We start from the raw sequence: 16,364 nt of genomic DNA on the forward strand, positions 1-16,364 counted from the left end.
CACCCGGCGGCGGGGCGACTACGGGGCGGCTACGGGGTCAGCGTCTCGACCAGGGTCTCCTGGAGCGCCCCGAGCCAGAGGTAGGCCATGACCATCGGCTTGCGCGGATCGGAGTCCGGCAGCCGGTAGAGGTCGCCGGTCTCGTCGTCGTCGGTGACCTGGAGCCGGGTGCCGATGGTCAGCCGCAGGTCGTTGAGTGCGCCGAGCCAGTGCAGCGAGTCCTCGGCGGTGAGTTTCAGGACGGCCCCGCCCTCACCCGTCACGGTGAGCGCGTCGAGACTGCGGACGACCGCGAGGACGTCGTCGCGCTTGCGGGCGCGCAACTCGTTCTCCGTGAAACGGCGGAACTCGGCCGAGAGCTCCCGGAGTTCCTCGTCCTCGGCCCCGTCCGCGCCGCGCTCCGCCTCGGGCCTGGCGTAGGCGTCGGGGAAGAGCCGGGCGAGCGCGGGGTCGGACGGCGGCTCGCTCGGCCCCTCCGCGAACAGCGCGGCGAGCGGGTCCTCGCCCTCGGCGGGCTCGTCACCGGGACCGATCAGCTCCAGCAGCTGGACGGCGAGCGAGCGGAGGATGGAGATCTCGACCTCGTCGAGCGCGACGGCCGCACCGCCGCCCGGCAGCGCTTCGAACTGTCCCGCCATCACTGACGTTCCTGGGAGAGGGTCGCCCACAGCCCGTAGCCGTGCATCGCCTGGACGTCGCGTTCCATTTCCTCGCGGGTCCCGCTGGAGACGACCGCGCGTCCCTTGTGGTGGACGTCGAGCATCAGCTTGTGGGCCTTGTCCTTGGAGTAGCCGAAGTACGCCTGGAAAACGTAGGTGACATAGCTCATCAGATTGACCGGATCGTTGTGGACGATCGTCACCCAGGGAACGTCGGGTTCGGGAACGGCGAACGTCTCCTCGGCCGACTGGGTCTGCTCGATCTCTAGGGGCACAGTCACTCCACCCATGCTGCCACCCGAGGGACCCGGTCGCATAAACGCCCCGGCCGATCCGGCGACATCTCGTCACTCTGACGAAATCTGCGCTAGCATCGCACGTATGAACACTGCGGATCTGGGTCTGCCGGTCTCCGTGCCGTCGACCGCGCTCTTCACCGACCAGTACGAGTTCACGATGCTGCAGGCGGCGCTGAAGGCGGGCACCGCGGACCGCCGGTCCGTCTTCGAGGTCTTCACCCGCCGGCTGCCGGAAGGCCGCCGCTACGGCGTGGTCGCCGGCACCGGGCGCGTCCTGGACGCCGTGGAGAACTTCCGCTTCGACGAGGGCGTACTGGGCTTCCTGCGGGACGGCGGCATCGTGGACGAGCCGACGCTCCAGTGGCTGGCCGACTACCGCTTCGGCGGTGACATCCACGGCTACCCGGAGGGCGAGGTCTACTTCCCCGGCTCGCCGATCCTGCGTGTGGAGGGCTCCTTCGCGGAGTGCGTACTGCTGGAGACCGTGATCCTCTCGGTCCTCAACCACGACTCGGCCATCGCGGCCGCCGCCTCCCGGATGTCGGCCGCCGCCGCGGACCGCCGGCTCATCGAGATGGGCGCCCGGCGCACCCACGAGCTCGCCGCCGTCGCCTCCGCACGCGCGGCGTACGTGGGAGGCTTCCACTCCACCTCCGACCTCGCCGCGGGCTTCCGCTACGGCATCCCCACGGTGGGCACCAGCGCGCACGCGTTCACCCTGCTGCACGACACCGAGCGGGACGCCTTCCGCGCCCAGGTCGACTCGCTCGGGCGCGGGACGACCCTGCTGGTCGACACCTACGACGTCACCGAGGCCGTCGCGGCGGCCGTGGAGATCGCCGGCACCGGCCTCGGGGCGGTGCGCATCGACTCGGGGGACCTGCTGATGGTGGCCCACCGGGTACGCAGGCAGCTCGACGACCTCGGCGCACGCGACACGAAGATCGTCGTGACGTCCGATCTGGACGAGTACGCGATCGCCTCCCTGGCCGCCGCGCCGGTGGACGCCTACGGCGTGGGTACGCAGCTGGTCACCGGCAGCGGCCACCCCACCTGCTCGATGGTCTACAAGCTGGTCGCCCGCGCCGGGTCGGCCGATCCGGACGCCCCGCTGGTGCCGGTGGCGAAGCGGTCGGCGGGCGGCAAGCTGTCCGTCGGCGGGCGCAAGTGGGCGGCCCGCCGGCACGACGAGTACGGCGTCGCCGAGGCCGAGGTGCTCGGCACCGGCCCGGTCCCGGAGTCGCTGGCGGACCGGCAGCTGCTGACGGAGCTGGTCAAGCAGGGGGAGGTCGTCGCCCGTGAGCCGCTGGACACGGCGCGCGAGCGGCACATCGCGGCGCGCGCGGCACTGCCGATCTCCGCGACCCAGCTGTCCCGCGGTGAACCGGTGATCCCCACGGAGTACCTCATGTGAGCCCGCCGAACACCGGGTGACCCGGGAGACCACGGCAGCTCCGGTAGCAGGCGAAGGCCCTCTCCCGCAAGGCGGTTGAAGTCTCTACCCTCGGAACGTCGCCGCCCACCGCCCCCAGGCCGCCCCCGACCATCCCGACCGTTCCCGAGGCCGTTCCCGACCGCTCCCCATCGTCACCCGCCCGCACCCAGCGAAGGACACCCGCCATGCACCGCGCATTGATCGTCGTCGACGTTCAGAACGACTTCTGCGAGGGGGGCAGCCTCGCGGTGTCCGGGGGCGCGGACGTCGCCGCCGCCATCACCGACTACATCGGCCAGGCCCAGCCCGGATACCGACATGTGGTGGCCACCCGGGACCACCACATCGACCCGGGGGACCACTTCTCGGAGCAGCCGGACTACGTGGACTCGTGGCCCGCTCACTGCGTCGCCGGGACCGAGGGCGTGGGCTTCCACCCGAACTTCGCGCCCGCGGTCGCCTGCGGCTCGGTCGACGCGGTCTTCGACAAGGGCGCGCACGAGGCCGCGTACAGCGGCTTCGAGGGCACCGACGAGAACGGCACGACCCTGGCGGACTGGCTGCACTCCCGCGATGTGACCGAGGTCGACGTCGTGGGCATCGCCACCGACCACTGCGTACGCGCCACCTCGCTGGACGCCGTGCGCGAGGGTTTCCGCACCCATGTGCTCCTCGACCTGACCGCCGGGGTCTCCGAGGAGACGACCGGCCGAGCCCTGGAGCAGATGCGGCAGGCGGGTGTGGAGCTGTCCGGCAAGCCGGTGGTCTGACACACGGCCACCGGAAGCCGGCGCGAACCGCTCACGGCCCACACCCCCGCTCGCGGCCCACACCCCCGCTCGCGGCCCACACCCCCGCTCGCGGCCCACGCCCACGGCTCGGCGCTCGCGGGCGGGCCCCGGGGAGCGCGCGTGAGCGCTCCCGGCGCGGGGCCCGGACCCTACCGCCGGCCCGCCGGGCGGAGCAGGGCGCCGATGGGGTGCCAGAGCTCCTGGCTGAGCGGCTCGTGGGTACGCCAGAGCAGGCCGTCCGGATGGTGCAGCACCGCCGTGATCTCGTCCGGCGTCGGTGGCTCCGTGTTACCGCGCAGATACACCGCACGCAGCCCCAGGTTCCGCAGCCGTGTGAGGGCGCGCGCACGGTTCGCGGCATGCACCAGCACCCGCACCGTGCGGCCGCCGCCCGCCGGGTCGGGCAGGCCTATCGCGACCACCACACTGCCTCCTGGCAGCTTGCAGAAACCTCCGCCGGGCACACCGCATCACTCCCCCGTGAGCTAGCTGTCAATAAGAACGTCATCAGACGCACCTAAACACGATCGGCCGCCGCCCGCTAGAGGGCAGCCGCATTTCACCCTCTGACCTGGGGTTTCGTCCGTCTGCCACGGAGAGCTCCACCCTCCCGGCACTATCAAGCCACCTCCCGGCCACCCGTTCCTTCATGCCTGCGTCAACAAAAGGACGCCCTGCGGCAACGGCGGAGCGGGGTGCCCGCGCGACGAACGCGCGGACACCCCGCTCCCTGTGCGGTGCCAGGTCACCTGACCGAAGGGCCGACCTTGACCGTGATCGTCTGGCCGTTCCTCGGCTCCTTGACGATCGAGATCCTGGTGTTGGTGTCCGGGACCTGGACGCCGGCGGTCGGGTTCTCCTCGAACCAGTAGACGCCCTTGCGGTCGTCGAAGACCGGGTTGCCCCTGTGCGCGGCGATACGCGTGGGCACGTCCGCCTTGTGCAGGGTGAGGGCGTCCGAGCGGAAGGTGCTGAAGGTCGAGTCGAACGACTGGATGCGGTTGCGCATCGTCGTGCCGTCGGCCCACTTGAGGGCCTGGGGGTTGGCGTCGACCGGGAGGATCAGCCCCTTGCCGGGGTGCTGGCTGGTGTTGTTGTCCTTCTGCGAGGTGTCCCACAGCCAGACGAGCAGGCCGTTCTGGTACGGGTAGTGCTCCACCCAGCCGTCCTTCGGCGCCTTGAAGCCGAAGTTGTACGGGCCGACCTTGAGGGTCTGGTCGTACGAGACGTACTGGCGGTTCTCGGCGATGTAGTACTGCTCGTACTCGTCCGTGAAGGACTCGCCGATGCGGGAGAAGCCCTTGGCGGTCCAGCCGGGCGCCTCGGTCTCGGCGTTGTCGCTGAAGAGCGGGGCGCCGTCCGCGGAGACCACGATGGCGTCGGCGGCGAAGCCCTTGCCTGCGACACCGCCGTCCGTCTGGTAGCGGAAGCGGACGTCGACCTTCTTGCCGGCGTACGCGTCGAGCGAGTACACGAGCTTCTTGTGCGTGTCCGACGGGCCGGTCAGCGCCGGCTTGTCGGAGGCGTCGCGGGAGATCGGCGCGCCGTCGGCGGTGCCGTCCACGGCGGTCCAGTTGGCGCCGCCGTCCGTCGACACCTCGGTGTAGAGGTAGTCGTAGTCGGCCTCGATGTCCCACCAGCCGGTGAGCTCCAGCGACGCCGTGGACTTGCCGGTGAGGTCGACCGAGCGGGTCAGGGTGTTCTTGAGGTCGTCACCCATGTCGCTCCACCACTGCATGGAGCCCTCGACGGGCTTCACGACGTCGGTGGTGACCTTCTTCTTCGGCAGCTCGACGACGAGGGCCTGCGGGTTCTTGGTGTTGTACTCCGCCACGCCCAGCTTGTGCTTGGACTTCGTCGCCGCCTTGGCCTTGGTGTAGTTGAGCCAGCCGAGCTGCAGCTTGTCCCAGGCGGTCATGTCGCCGGGCATGTCGCCGATCGAGTCCTCGCCGGTGCCCAGCCAGGAGCCGGACGACATCAGGGACCAGAAGCCGGTCGAGTTCTCGCCGCCGCCGGAGGTGTCGTACAGGTCGGGCAGACCGAGGTCGTGACCGTACTCGTGGGCGAAGACGCCCAGGCCGCCGTTCTCCGGCTGCATGGTGTAGTCGCCGACCCAGATGCCGGTGTCGCCGATCTGGGTGCCGCCGGCCTTGTTGTTCGCCGGGCCGGTCCGGCCGGCGTCGGTGCCGTAGGCGTACCAGCGGTGGGCCCACAGGGCGTTCGGGCCCTCGGCGCCGCCGCCGGCCGACTCGTCCTCGCCCGCGTGGACGATCTGGAAGTGGTCGATGTAGCCGTCGGCCTCGTTGAAGTCGCCGTCGGCGTCGAAGTCGTAGCGGTCCCACTGGTCGTACTGCGCCAGGTCGGCCTTGATCTGGGCGTCGGTACGGCCCTTGGCCTTCTGGTCCGCGGTCCAGGCGGTGACGCCGTCACGGACCGCGTCCCACACGTTGCTGCAGTTGGACTGGCCGCAGTAGTTGGAGCCGTAGCGGGCTTCGTTCCAGTCGACCTTGACCCAGTCCGAGACGGTCCCCTCGACCGAGTACCGGCCGGAGGAGGTGCGCTCGTAGTAGGTCTTCAGCGAGTGCTTGGGGTTCCCCTTCTTGTCCTTGCCCTCGCCGAAGTACAGGTCCTGGAAGTGCTGCCGGTTGTAGTCCTTCTGCCAGGCGGTCGAGTTGTCCACCGCGCGGTCCGGCTGCGCGATCTTGTTGTGCAGCGGACCGGGGGTACCGCCGTACTTCTTGACGGGCGGCTTGGGCCCGTCGCCGTCCGGGTCGTACATCGTGGTGTCGTCGACCTTGTCGCCGAACTCCACCAGGATCGTGAAGATCTTGTCGGTCTTCTCCCGGCCCAGCTCCACGTACTTCTTGTTGTCGAGCTTCACCACCTTGGACGCGCCGCGCTTCTGCACGGTCGCGTCCCCGGATATGACCTGCTCCAGGGCCGCCTGGCGCTGCTGCGCCTGCTGCTCGCTGAACGGACCCTCGAGATCGTGGTCCACATGGCCCTTGTGGGCCTTGTGGTGGTCGGAGCCGGGCGCCGGATCGTGGCGCTCGACCCCGGGAGCCCCGGAGGGCCTGCTGTCGGCCTGGGCCGTCGTGAGTGCCGCGGCCGTTGCCCCTGTCGTGGCCAAGGCCACGATCACCGCGGACGCTCTGATCGCCCGTTGCTTGCCTGTCACTTGAAGGTGTCCTCCCCCGCGCGCCGGCGTACCGCGGTCCAAAGGAATGTGGGGTGGATCCGCTCGCGGCAGCGCGTCACAAGTGACGACATTCGACCGGAGTTGACGGAGAAAAAACAGACCTTGACTTGAACAGGCCAACTGCACTATGCAGTAGCGCGTTCCCGGATAGCGGACGCGCTACCCGCGTCCACGGGGTCGGCAGCGGCGACCCTCTCGCATCGCGGACGCCTCGTCAACAGGAGCATGCACCCGGCCGGTTCCTGAGACATGTGACTCGATGCGCCCCCGGTGCACCGGCACCGTGGGTCAGGTCACGCTTACCGCCGGTTCCTCTCGGGCATCCACCCACGTAGGGTCGCCGGACAGGGCGACCCGTCGCGACACACCACCGACATCGATGCTTTCGAGGGACGGAAACCGTCATGCCGCGTCCGACTGCCGCACAGCTCGCCTACGGTTCGGCCACCGTCGTCGTCTCGACCGTCGCCATGCTCCTGCTCTTCCGCGCGACGACGGCGCTCGGGGTCGCCGCCGTCGGGGTCGCCGCTCTCGCACTCGGCCTGCTGGTCGCCGTGAACGTACCGGCGCGGAGCAGGGCGAAGGCGGCGCGCACGGCCGGTCGTAGCCGTGCGGCCGCCTTCGAGGACCGCTCCCTGCCGGAGTCCGCCCGGGTGCCCGCCGCCCGCGGGGCGGCTCACCGGGTCGGGCAGCACTCAGGTCGCCGTTGACACCACCACCGTCTTGGCTGCCTTGTCGTGCAGGCCCTGCTTGTACGGCTTGTCGACCAGAATGAAGATCAGCAGGAGCAGCGGCCACAGGCACGGGCAGCAGATCAGCTGCGGCAGCCAGAGCACCACGGCGCGGGTCAGCGAGGATCCGGTGTCGGGCGTGCTCCCGTCGTTGAGCATCGCGACACGCATCTTCATGAGCTTCTTGCCCAGGGTCTGGCCCGACTTGCGCACCATCAGGGTGTCGTAGCCGACGAACGCGATGATCGCGATGACCTGGAACACCCACCCGCCGGCATTGCCGTCCGTCACCCAGTCGCCGAAGTCGCCGTCGCCGGACGTGACCCTGTTGTAGATCCCGAACGGGATGCCGATGATCAGCAGCGGGATGGCGACGATCAGCCAGTCGACGACGCGCGCGAGGATGCGCTTGGCGGTGTCGGCCATCGGGGGCATCCCCTGCAGCGGATCGCGGCCTCCGTAGGGGTCGCCGCCGTACGGCGGGGGCGGGGCGCCGTAGGGCGAACCGGCCCCGGGAGGCTGAGGACCGCCGGGCGGCGGAGCTCCGTGCGGGCCGCCGCCGGGCGGCGGAGTGCCGTAGGGGCCGCCGCCACCGGGAGGGGGCGCGCCGTAGGGGCCCTCGCCGGGCGGCGGACCGCCCGGCGGCGGCCCGCCCTGCGGGGGACCCCCGGGCGGTGGGCCTCCGGGCGGCGTGGGCTCCTGCGGCCCCTGCGGCTCTTGCGGCTCCTGGGGCCTCTTGCGGAACGGATCGTCCTCGGGCGGCGGGCCGGACGGCCGGTCGTTGCTCATGGGGGCAGTGCACCCCGCGCCGCCGGGCCCCGCAACGGCTCGGGAGCCGTTCGGGGGACGGGAGCGGTTCGGGGGACGGGAGCCGTCCGGGGGATTGTCCGGGGGATTGTCCGGGGGATGAGGGACTGCCGGCCCCGACGGGGCCGGCGAACCGTCAGCCGGCCACGAACGTGTGGGCCGCCTTGTCGTGCCAGCACTGCCGCCACGGGCGGTCGAACACGCACCACAGCACATTGAGCACGCCGACGACCAGGACGCCGAGGAGGCCGTGCACCAGCCAGCGCAGCAGGGCCGCCACGAACGACGGCGGCTGGTGCGACTCGATGTCCCGCACCTGAAGCCCCAGCAGATGCTTGCCGGGCGTGCGCCCCCACCTGGCGGTCGGCAGCGCCTCGTAGAGCGTGCCGAGCACCAGCATCGTGATGAGCGAGAGACCGAGGTGGAAGCCCGTCGTACCGTCGATCAGCCAGACGGTCACGGTCTCCCCGGACAGCTTCGCCGCCTCGATCTTCTCGTCGATGTGCGTCAGCGCGGCGGAGACGAACGGGTACGTCGCGGCGCCGACGAGCGCGCCCAGCACGACGGTGTCGATCAGCCGGGCGGCGAAGCGCCTGCCGATCGCGGCGGGCCGGGCCGAGGCCTGGGCCTGGGCGGCCAGCAGGAACGGATCACTGGCCGGGGGCTTCCAGGGAGCCACCGGAGGCTCCTCCTCCGGCTTCTGCGCCAGCCGGTGGACCTGCTGCGCCCAGGAGGCCGACCCGCCGCCCGGCCCCGAGGACACGGGCGCCTGCGGCGGTGCCGGCCGCTGGGACTGCGGCGGCCGCTGTGATGGGGGTTGCTGCTGGGCCGGCACCTCCGGCTGCGGCGGCGCCTGGGCGGAGGCCTGCGCCGGTACCGCCGTCGACTGCGCGCGGGGCGTCATCGTACGGGTCGGCATGGCGCCCTCGGCGGGCGTCGTGCCGGGCTGCGGGCGCGGCGGCCGGCCCGTGCCGGTGCCGTCCACCGGCGGCTCGGGCTCACCGGCGGGCCCGGCGACGCTGCGCACGCCGGGAAGGGCGCCGCCGGTCGGGTCCGCTCCGGTGCCCCCCTGCTCCGGGCGGTCGTCGCCGAGGGCCGACCGCCCGGCCGGCCGGTCGAACCGGACCCCGGAGTGTCCCCCGCCCTCGCCCGTACCCGCCGCCGGGCCTCCGGCGCCCGGGTTTGGTGCCGTGGCGCCCGGCCGGTCCCAGGCCTCGCCCGCGACCGGTGCCGAGGCGTCCGTACCGGAGCCGGGCAGTCCCCCCTTGCGCGGGTCCTGCGGTGCGCCCCAGGAGACGCGGCGGTCGCGGTCGCCGCCGAAGCCCGTCTGCCGTGAGGCGTCGGCCTGCCAGCCGGAGGACGGCTCCGGGGCCTCGTCCAGGAAGACGGGGCCGGTCTCCTCGACCGCCGGAACGTGGGGGACGGGCGGCGCCGAGGCCGCCCGGGCCGGTGCGGCGGTCGCGTGCGCCGAGGGCGGGGACGCCGGCATCGTCTCGCCGTCCTTGGGCGCCGGACGGCTGGTGCCCGGCACCCACGCCGTGCCGTTCCAGTACCGGACGTACCCCGGGATGGACGGATCGGGGTAGTAGCCGGGCGTGGGGCTGCCGTCGCCGGTTGCCGGGGTGGGGGCGCTCATCACCGTGGTCCCGCATCTCCTGGAAGACATCGAGGGCATCAAGGGGGTCGAGGGGGGTAAGGGGGTCGACTCAAGGGTCCACATCTATCAGACCACCGCACCGTGCCGGGCCCGTCCCGGCGTAAGGCCCACTTTCCGGTAACGCTCCGCCGTACCGCGGCGATCGCGCGCGCCGTCACTGAGAGGTTGGTGGCGGAAGTCGCGTAATAGTCGGCGGGGATGGCGCTCTCTCCCTGTGTGGCCCGCTCCGGGGCCTCGTACCAGGAAAGGAAGTCGCAGCCTGATGGACACCGTGGTGGAACGCGAGCTGGAGCTCAAACTGGTCCTGTCGCCGGAGCGCAGTGTCCCCGTGCCGGCCAGGCTCACCTACCGGGGGGACGACGCGTATGCCGTGCACATCACCTTCCACGTCGGGTCCGAGCGTCCCGTCCACTGGACGTTCGCCCGTGAACTGCTGGTGGAGGGGGTCTTCCGGACATGCGGGGAAGGGGACGTCCGGGTGTGGCCGGCGCGGGACGACGGGCGGAACGCCATCCGGATAGCGCTGAGTTCACCCGACGGCGACGCCCTCCTGGAAGCCCCGTCCGCTCAGGTGTCGGCGTGGCTCGAGCGGACCCTGCGGGCCGTTCCGCCGGGGACCGAGGCCGAGCACCTCGGATTCGAGGCCGGGCTGGCGGAGCTGCTCGCGCCCGCCCCGGCGGACGGGCGCGGCCCCTCCCCCGCCCTGGGCGGCGAGGGCCACCGGGCCCTGGACGAGCCGCAGGACGGCGAGGCGTAGCCGGGCTCCACGGAGAAGGTGATGGTCGGGGACTGGGGACTGGGGACTGGGGGACGGGGACTGGGGGACGGGGACTGGGGACTGGGGGACGGGGCACGGGGCATGGCCGGCCGCTCCCGGGGCGGGTGTTCGCACGCCCGGGGCGGTCGATGCCCCCGGCCGGGGGTCCGCCGGGAATCCGGCTGCCGCTTCCCGGCCAGCCCTCAGAAGTAGGTGTGGGTGATGAACTCGAGGGAGTGGCCGTCGGGGTCGTCGATGTAGACCCCGCGGCCGTCGAAGAGGTGGTTGATCCGCTGCGGTTCGGCGTGCGCCGGGTCGGCCCAGTACGGCAGCCCGCGCTCCCTGATCCGGCCGAGGATCTCGTCGAACTCCTGGTCGGTGACGAGGAAGGCGAGGTGCTGCGAGACGATCGGCGAGCCCGGCTGCCCGTCGGGGTCGCCGGGGTCGCCGGGGTCGCCGGGGTCGCCGGGGTCGCCGGGGTCGCCGGGGTCGAGGTAGTCGAGGGTGACGCCGTTGGCGAGCGGGACGCTGGCGAACGGGCCGAAGGGCTTGGGCTCCGGCGCGTCGATCAGCTCGGTGAGGAAGCGGGCCGCCGCGAAGCGGTCACGGCTGTGGACGATGGTGTGGTCAAGACGTGCGGGCACGGCTCCTCCTTCTCCAGCCTGACCCCTTCACGCTATGCGGCGAGCCCTGCCCCTTCCATCCGGCTCCGGTCCCGGTCCTCATGGTCCTTCGGGCCTAGGTGTTCTGTCCGGGGAGGTCGTGGACGGGTGATCCAGATCTCGGCGGACGGACACCGCCGGTCGAGGCGCCGGTGCCGCGACCGGCGGTGTCCGTCCGCCGCTGCGGGTCAACGCGGCCAGTGCCAGGTCAGGCACTGGACGCTAGAACAGCTTGCCGGGGTTGAGGATGCCGAGCGGGTCGAAGGCGTTCTTGACGGCCTGCTGCAACTCGACTCCCACCGGGCCGAGTTCGCGGGCCAGCCACTCCTTCTTCAGGACACCCACACCGTGTTCGCCGGTGATGGTGCCGCCGAGCTCCAGCCCGAGGGCCATGATCTCGTCGAACGACTCGCGGGCGCGGGCGGATTCGTCGGGGTCGCGGTGGTCGAAGCAGACGACCGGGTGGGTGTTGCCGTCCCCGGCGTGCGCGCAGACGCCGATGGTGAGGTCGTGCTTCTCCGCGATGGCGGCGGTTCCGTCGATCATCGCGGCGAGCCGGGAGCGCGGTACGCAGACGTCGTCGATCATCGTCGCGGTCTTGACGGCCTCCAGGGCGGTCAGCGACAGCCGGCGGGCCTGGAGCAGCAGCTCGGACTCGGCCTCGTCCTCGGCGGGGACGACCTGGGTGGCGCCCGCCGCGGCGCACAGTTCCCCGACGGCGGCGAGGTCCGGGCCGGGGTCGGCGGTGTCGAACGCGGCGAGGAGCAGCGCCTCGGTCGTGTCCGGGAGGCCCATCTGCGCCATCGCGTTGACGGCCCGGATGGTCGTACGGTCCATGATCTCCAGCAGTGACGGCGTGTGGCCGCGCTCCATGATCGCGCAGACGGCGTCACACGCGGTCGCGGCCGACGGGAACTCGGCGGCGAGGACGAGCTGCCGGGGCGGCTTCGGCCGCAGCGCGAGCACGGCTTTGACGACGACGCCCAGACTCCCCTCGGAGCCGACGAAGAGCCGGGTGAGGTCGTAGCCGGCGACGCCCTTGGCGGTGCGGCGGCCGGTGCTGAGGAGCCGGCCGTCGGCCAGGACGACCTCCAGGCCGAGGACGTACTCGGCGGTGACGCCGTACTTGACGCAGCACAGTCCGCCGGAGGCGGTGCCGATGTTGCCGCCGATGGTGCACGTCTCCCAGCTGGAGGGGTCCGGCGGGTAGTACAGCCCGTGCTCGCCGACGGCGCGTGACAGCACGGCGTTGACGACACCGGGCTCCACGACGGCGATCCGGTCGACCGGGCTGATCTCCAGGATGCGGTCCATCTTGACGAGGGAGAGGACGATGCAGCCGTCGGAGGCGTTGGCGCCGCCGGACAGGCCCGTACGAGCCCCCTGCGGTACGACGGGCACGCGCAGTTCGGTCGCGGTGCGCATCACGTGCTGGACCTGCTCGACGGTGCGCGGCAGGACCACGACGGCCGGGGTGCCCGCGTCGCAGAAGCTCGCCATGTCGTTGCTGTACGAGGCCGTGACGTCGGGGTCGGTGATCAGGGCTTCGGGCGGGAGGTTCTCGCGGAGCCGGGAGAGGAGAGCGTCCATGATCCCAGATTGGCACCGGGGGCCATCGGTGTGAACCCGCCGCCGATCCGCGTCGCTCCGCCGGGTGGGCACTTCGTGGGCGACCGGAGGTGGCGCACAGTGATCGCCATGAAGAAGCGATGCGCGCCGCTTGCCAGGAATGCCGTGATCGCCTCGCTGGTCGCCGGGGCGGTCGCCGCCGGGATCGTGGTCGTCGGCACGGTTCGGGACGACCGGCCGCCGCCGCCCGCACCGGGGCCGGCGGCCCGGACCGTGCTGGCGGAGGGCCCCGGAGCCGCCCTCTCGGCGGGAGAGCTGTCGGCGCTGATCGCGGCGCAGGAGCACCGGCTGGCGGGGAACGCCGGCGACCATCTGTCGTGGGCGGTGCTGGGCTCGGCCTACCTGGCGCAGGGGGCGCTGCTCGGCGACCGCACGGACTTCCGCCGGGCGGAGAAGGCGCTGCGGCGTTCGCTGGAGGCGCTGCCCGGCGAGAAGGGCAACGCGGACGCCCAGCTGGGGATGGCGGCGCTGGCGAACGCCCGGCGGGACTTCGCCGCGGCGAAGCGCTGGGCCGAGAGCGTCCGGGCGAGGTCGCCGGAGCAGTGGACGGCGTATCCGGTGCTGATCGACGCGTACAGCGGACTCGGCTCGTACGGGGTGGCCGCGAAGGCGCTGCACACGCTGGAGGAGCTGCGGCCGCGCACCGTGCAGACCCTGCTGCGGGGCTCCCAGGTCCAGCGCGACAACGGCCGGTACGAGGACGCCGAGGCGCTGGCGGACGAGGCGGTGTCCCGCTCGGGCGGCAGGGCGGAACGGGCCTCGGCGCTGTACCGGCTCGGCGAGCTGGCCTGGGAGCGGGGCGAGCCCAAGCAGGCCGCGGCGTACTTCGACACGGCGCTGCAGCTGGAGCCGGGCCACCACCCCTCCCTGGCGGGGCGGGGCCGGGCCTCGGCGGCGCTCGGGCGCACGGACGACGCGCTGCGGGACTACAAGGCGGCCATCGAGCGGGCGCCGATGCCCGAGTACGCGCTGCGGGCGGGTGAGCTGTACGAGTCGCTGGGGATGTCCGGTGAGGCCCGGGCGCACTACGAGAAGGTGCGCCGGCTGGCCGCGAAGGCCCGGAAGTACGGGGTGAGCGAGGAGCTGACGCTCGCGCGGTACGAGGCGGACCACGGGCTGGCGAACGCCGCGGTGCAGCGCCTCGCGCAGGAGTGGAAGCGGGGGCACCGCAGCGCGCACGTCTCGGACGCTCTGGGGTGGGCGCTGCACCGGGCGGGGCGGACGAAGGAGGGGCTGAAGTATCTGAAGCGGGCCACGACTCCCGGGCTCCGCAGCGCGCTGTCGCTGTACCACCGGGGAGAGATGGAGCGCTCGCTCGGCCAGGACGGCCCGGCCCGCCGGCATCTGCGGGAGGCGCTGCGCCTCAACCCGTACTTCTCGCCGCTCCTGGTGCCTCAGGCGAAGCGCGCGGTCTCGGTGCTGGGCAACCCGCCTCCGGGCGGTCCCGTCGACGTCGAGGGCGAGCCGTGGACGACGGACGCGGAGCTGCCGCCGGAGGACGACGAGACGGCGGAGGACGACGAGCGGGCCGGGGACGGCGGGACGCGGGAGGACGGCGAGCGGGCCGGGGATCGCGAGGAGCGGTCGCCCCGCGGCCGGGACGGGGACACCTCGTCCGGACCGCGCGACTCCGGGGCGCACCGGCCCCGCGAACGCGACTCCCGAGACACCGAGGAAGCGGGGGAATCGAGGGAAGCGGGGGAAGCGGGGGAAGCGAGGGAAACGGGGGAAGCGGGCGAGGCAGGGGAAGCGAGGGATACAGGGGAAACAGAGGGGACGGCCGGGGACGACCGGCCGCCCGCCACCACCCCACGCGGGCCGTCGCCTGCCGGTGGGTGAGACCGCGCACGGCCGTGCCGCGACGCCGCGCGGCCCCACGGGTCAGGGTCCGTGGGGCCGCGAGGGCGGAGCCGGGCTCCGTACGGGCTAGAGGTTTCCGCGCTTTTCCTGCTCGCGCTCGATCGCCTCGAAGAGCGCTTTGAAGTTGCCCTTGCCGAAGCCCATCGAACCGTGCCGTTCGATGAGTTCGAAGAAGACCGTCGGCCGGTCCTGCACGGGCTTGGTGAAGATCTGCAGGAGATAGCCGTCCTCGTCGCGGTCCGCGAGGATCTTCAGCTCGCGCAGGGTGTCGATCGGCACCCGGGTGTCGCCGACCCATTCGCCGAGCGTGTCGTAGTACGAGTCTGGCGTGTCCAGGAACCGCACCCCGGCCGCCCGCATCGTGCGCACGGTGGCGACGATGTCGTTCGTGGCCAGGGCGATGTGCTGGACGCCCGCCCCGCCGTAGAACTCGAGGTACTCGTCGATCTGCGACTTCTTCTTCGCGATCGCCGGCTCGTTGATCGGGAACTTCACCTTCAGGGTGCCGTCGGCGACGACCTTGGACATCAGCGCCGAGTACTCGGTCGCGATGTCGTCGCCGACGAACTCCTTCATGTTGGTGAAACCCATGACCTTGTTGTAGAAGGCCACCCACTCGTTCATCCTGCCGAGCTCGACGTTGCCCACGCAGTGGTCGATGGCCTGGAAGGTCCGCTTGGCCGGGGGCTCGACGATGGGGTCTGCGGCCGAGAAGCCCGGCAGGTACGGGCCGCTGTAGCCGGACCGGTCCACGAGGGTGTGGCGGGTCGTGCCGTACGTGGCGATGGCGGCGAGGACGACCGTGCCGTGCTCGTCCTTGAGCTCGTACGGCTCCTGGATGCCGCGCGCGCCGTGCTCGGTGGCGTAGGCGTAGGCGGCACGGGCGTCCGGGACCTCGATGGCCAGGTCGACGACACCGTCACCGTGCTCGGCGACGTGCTCGGCGAGGAACCGGCCCCAGTCGGTGGACGCCTTGATGACGGAGGTGAACACGAAGCGGGCGGCGCCGTTGGTCAGGACGTAGGAGGCGGTCTCCCGGCTGCCGGTCTCCGGACCCGCGTAGGCGACCAGCTTCATCCCGAAGGCCGTGGAGTAGTAGTGCGCGGCCTGCTTGGCGTTGCCGACGGCGAAGACGACCGCGTCCATTCCCTTCACCGGGAAGGGGTCGGCCTGCCTGCCCGTGCCAGGGGTGTGATCCAGGGTCTCAGTCATGGCGGCAGACTCCCGCCGATCCACAAGCTGCGCAATAGTTGCTGAATCCGCTGGACAATATGCTTGGTCTGTGTCCGATTCGTTCGGGCTACCTGTACAGGATGACTACGTGGGAGGCCGATGTGGCGATCGATCATCTGGACGGCAGGCTCATCGTGCTGCTCGCGCGGGAGCCGAGGATCGGGGTCCTGGAGGCGTCCCGCCGGCTGGGGGTCGCACGCGGCACCGTGCAGGCGCGGCTCGACCGCCTCCAGTCGCACGGGGTCATCCGGGGTTTCGGGCCCGACGTCGACCCGTCCGCCCTGGGGTACCCGGTGACCGCGTTCGCCACGCTGGAGATCAAGCAGGGGCAGGGGGCCGACGTACGGGCGCACCTCGCCACGGTCCCCGAGGTACTGGAGCTGCACACGACGACCGGGCACGGCGACATGCTGTGCCGGCTGGTCGCCCGGTCCAACGCGGACCTCCAGCGGGTGATCGACCGGGTCGTCGGGTTCGACGGCATCGTCAGGGCGTCCACGGCGATCGTGATGGAGAATCCGGTACCGCTGCGGATCATCCCGCTGGTGGAGCAGGCCGCGGAGGACGCCCGCCGGCCCCGCTGAACCCGCCCATGCGAGAGGCCCGGGACGCGCCGGGGACCCGCCGGTCAGCGCCCGGTGCGCC

Annotated in this window: 15 protein-coding genes; 6 read left to right on the forward strand and 9 right to left on the reverse strand. The window is 72.0% G+C overall.

Features of this window, described 5'->3' with window-relative positions; all coding sequences use genetic code 11:
- Window positions 1–29 precede the first annotated feature (29 nt).
- Together DDW44_RS09600 and clpS are read right to left on the reverse strand one after the other, a co-directional pair.
- Window positions 30–638: a DUF2017 domain-containing protein gene (locus DDW44_RS09600; protein WP_018891602.1), complete on the reverse strand. Its 609-nt coding sequence runs from the start codon at window positions 636–638 to the stop codon at window positions 30–32.
- A complete protein-coding gene (clpS, locus tag DDW44_RS09605; protein ID WP_026165308.1) occupies window positions 638–949 on the reverse strand; it encodes an ATP-dependent Clp protease adapter ClpS in 312 nt (103 codons plus the stop codon). Before clpS ends, DDW44_RS09600 begins: the two co-directional genes overlap by 1 nt.
- A gap of 91 nt (window positions 950–1,040) precedes the next feature.
- On the opposite strand from clpS, the gene DDW44_RS09610 reads away from it, so the two are divergent.
- Both DDW44_RS09610 and DDW44_RS09615 read left to right on the forward strand, forming a co-directional pair.
- Window positions 1,041–2,372, forward strand: a complete 1,332-nt coding sequence (locus DDW44_RS09610; RefSeq protein ID WP_018891601.1) for a nicotinate phosphoribosyltransferase — start codon at window positions 1,041–1,043, stop codon at window positions 2,370–2,372.
- Window positions 2,373–2,578: 206 nt separating this feature from the next.
- Window positions 2,579–3,163: an isochorismatase family protein gene (locus tag DDW44_RS09615; protein ID WP_108906159.1), complete on the forward strand. Its 585-nt coding sequence runs from the start codon at window positions 2,579–2,581 to the stop codon at window positions 3,161–3,163.
- A gap of 170 nt (window positions 3,164–3,333) precedes the next feature.
- On the opposite strand, the gene DDW44_RS09620 is transcribed toward DDW44_RS09615, so the two are convergent.
- Window positions 3,334–3,648 carry a hypothetical protein gene (locus DDW44_RS09620; protein ID WP_108906160.1) on the reverse strand — a complete coding sequence of 105 codons (315 nt, stop codon included), beginning with the start codon at window positions 3,646–3,648 and terminating at the stop codon, window positions 3,334–3,336.
- 281 nt (window positions 3,649–3,929) lie between these two features.
- Window positions 3,930–6,362 (reverse strand): immune inhibitor A domain-containing protein, encoded by a 2,433-nt coding sequence (locus tag DDW44_RS09625; RefSeq protein WP_108906161.1) that lies wholly within the window; start codon window positions 6,360–6,362, stop codon window positions 3,930–3,932.
- A gap of 425 nt (window positions 6,363–6,787) precedes the next feature.
- Here DDW44_RS09625 and DDW44_RS09630 point away from each other — a divergent pair, with 425 nt between their 5' ends.
- Window positions 6,788–7,093 (forward strand): hypothetical protein, encoded by a 306-nt coding sequence (locus DDW44_RS09630; protein WP_017948003.1) that lies wholly within the window; start codon window positions 6,788–6,790, stop codon window positions 7,091–7,093.
- Here the strand turns inward: DDW44_RS09630 and DDW44_RS33510 are convergent.
- Together DDW44_RS33510 and DDW44_RS09640 are read right to left on the reverse strand one after the other, a co-directional pair.
- Window positions 7,079–7,903: an RDD family protein gene (locus DDW44_RS33510; RefSeq protein ID WP_206307349.1), complete on the reverse strand. Its 825-nt coding sequence runs from the start codon at window positions 7,901–7,903 to the stop codon at window positions 7,079–7,081. The genes DDW44_RS09630 and DDW44_RS33510 overlap by 15 nt on opposite strands.
- A gap of 154 nt (window positions 7,904–8,057) precedes the next feature.
- On the reverse strand, window positions 8,058–9,557 hold the full coding sequence (locus tag DDW44_RS09640; RefSeq protein ID WP_108906162.1) for an RDD family protein: 1,500 nt from the start codon (window positions 9,555–9,557) through the stop codon (window positions 8,058–8,060).
- Between the two features lie 283 nt (window positions 9,558–9,840).
- On the opposite strand from DDW44_RS09640, the gene DDW44_RS09645 reads away from it, so the two are divergent.
- Window positions 9,841–10,335, forward strand: coding sequence for an SsgA family sporulation/cell division regulator (locus DDW44_RS09645; RefSeq protein WP_017947999.1), 495 nt, complete (start codon window positions 9,841–9,843; stop codon window positions 10,333–10,335).
- Window positions 10,336–10,538: 203 nt separating this feature from the next.
- Here DDW44_RS09645 and DDW44_RS09650 read toward each other — a convergent pair whose 3' ends face one another.
- Window positions 10,539–10,979 carry a VOC family protein gene (locus DDW44_RS09650; RefSeq protein ID WP_108906163.1) on the reverse strand — a complete coding sequence of 147 codons (441 nt, stop codon included), beginning with the start codon at window positions 10,977–10,979 and terminating at the stop codon, window positions 10,539–10,541.
- A 240-nt stretch (window positions 10,980–11,219) separates the two neighbouring features.
- Window positions 11,220–12,587: an FAD-binding oxidoreductase gene (locus DDW44_RS09655; protein WP_017947997.1), complete on the reverse strand. Its 1,368-nt coding sequence runs from the start codon at window positions 12,585–12,587 to the stop codon at window positions 11,220–11,222.
- A gap of 108 nt (window positions 12,588–12,695) precedes the next feature.
- On the opposite strand from DDW44_RS09655, the gene DDW44_RS09660 reads away from it, so the two are divergent.
- Entirely contained in the window at window positions 12,696–14,465 is a 1,770-nt protein-coding gene (locus DDW44_RS09660; protein WP_244223992.1) for a tetratricopeptide repeat protein, read from the forward strand.
- A gap of 87 nt (window positions 14,466–14,552) precedes the next feature.
- Here DDW44_RS09660 and hppD read toward each other — a convergent pair whose 3' ends face one another.
- Window positions 14,553–15,698, reverse strand: coding sequence for a 4-hydroxyphenylpyruvate dioxygenase (hppD, locus tag DDW44_RS09665; RefSeq protein WP_017947995.1), 1,146 nt, complete (start codon window positions 15,696–15,698; stop codon window positions 14,553–14,555).
- 122 nt (window positions 15,699–15,820) lie between these two features.
- Here hppD and DDW44_RS09670 point away from each other — a divergent pair, with 122 nt between their 5' ends.
- Window positions 15,821–16,303 (forward strand): Lrp/AsnC family transcriptional regulator, encoded by a 483-nt coding sequence (locus DDW44_RS09670; RefSeq protein ID WP_017947994.1) that lies wholly within the window; start codon window positions 15,821–15,823, stop codon window positions 16,301–16,303.
- The last annotated feature ends 61 nt before the right edge of the window (window positions 16,304–16,364 follow it).

This window comes from Streptomyces tirandamycinicus (assembly GCF_003097515.1).
GTDB classification, from domain to species: Bacteria; Actinomycetota; Actinomycetes; order Streptomycetales; family Streptomycetaceae; genus Streptomyces; species Streptomyces tirandamycinicus.

What these genes read in the sequence shown, in the direction of transcription:
- DDW44_RS09645 (WP_017947999.1), top strand. Translation starts at nt 9,841, where the DNA reads ATGGACACCGTGGTGGAACGCGAGCTGGAGCTCAAACTGGTCCTGTCG.
- DDW44_RS09660 (WP_244223992.1), top strand. Translation starts at nt 12,696, where the DNA reads ATGAAGAAGCGATGCGCGCCGCTTGCCAGGAATGCCGTGATCGCCTCG.
- DDW44_RS09655 (WP_017947997.1), bottom strand. Translation starts at nt 12,587, where the DNA reads ATGGACGCTCTCCTCTCCCGGCTCCGCGAGAACCTCCCGCCCGAAGCC.
- DDW44_RS33510 (WP_206307349.1), bottom strand. Translation starts at nt 7,903, where the DNA reads ATGAGCAACGACCGGCCGTCCGGCCCGCCGCCCGAGGACGATCCGTTC.
- DDW44_RS09630 (WP_017948003.1), top strand. Translation starts at nt 6,788, where the DNA reads ATGCCGCGTCCGACTGCCGCACAGCTCGCCTACGGTTCGGCCACCGTC.
- DDW44_RS09615 (WP_108906159.1), top strand. Translation starts at nt 2,579, where the DNA reads ATGCACCGCGCATTGATCGTCGTCGACGTTCAGAACGACTTCTGCGAG.
- clpS (WP_026165308.1), bottom strand. Translation starts at nt 949, where the DNA reads ATGGGTGGAGTGACTGTGCCCCTAGAGATCGAGCAGACCCAGTCGGCC.
- DDW44_RS09610 (WP_018891601.1), top strand. Translation starts at nt 1,041, where the DNA reads ATGAACACTGCGGATCTGGGTCTGCCGGTCTCCGTGCCGTCGACCGCG.
- DDW44_RS09600 (WP_018891602.1), bottom strand. Translation starts at nt 638, where the DNA reads ATGGCGGGACAGTTCGAAGCGCTGCCGGGCGGCGGTGCGGCCGTCGCG.
- hppD (WP_017947995.1), bottom strand. Translation starts at nt 15,698, where the DNA reads ATGACTGAGACCCTGGATCACACCCCTGGCACGGGCAGGCAGGCCGAC.
- DDW44_RS09640 (WP_108906162.1), bottom strand. Translation starts at nt 9,557, where the DNA reads ATGAGCGCCCCCACCCCGGCAACCGGCGACGGCAGCCCCACGCCCGGC.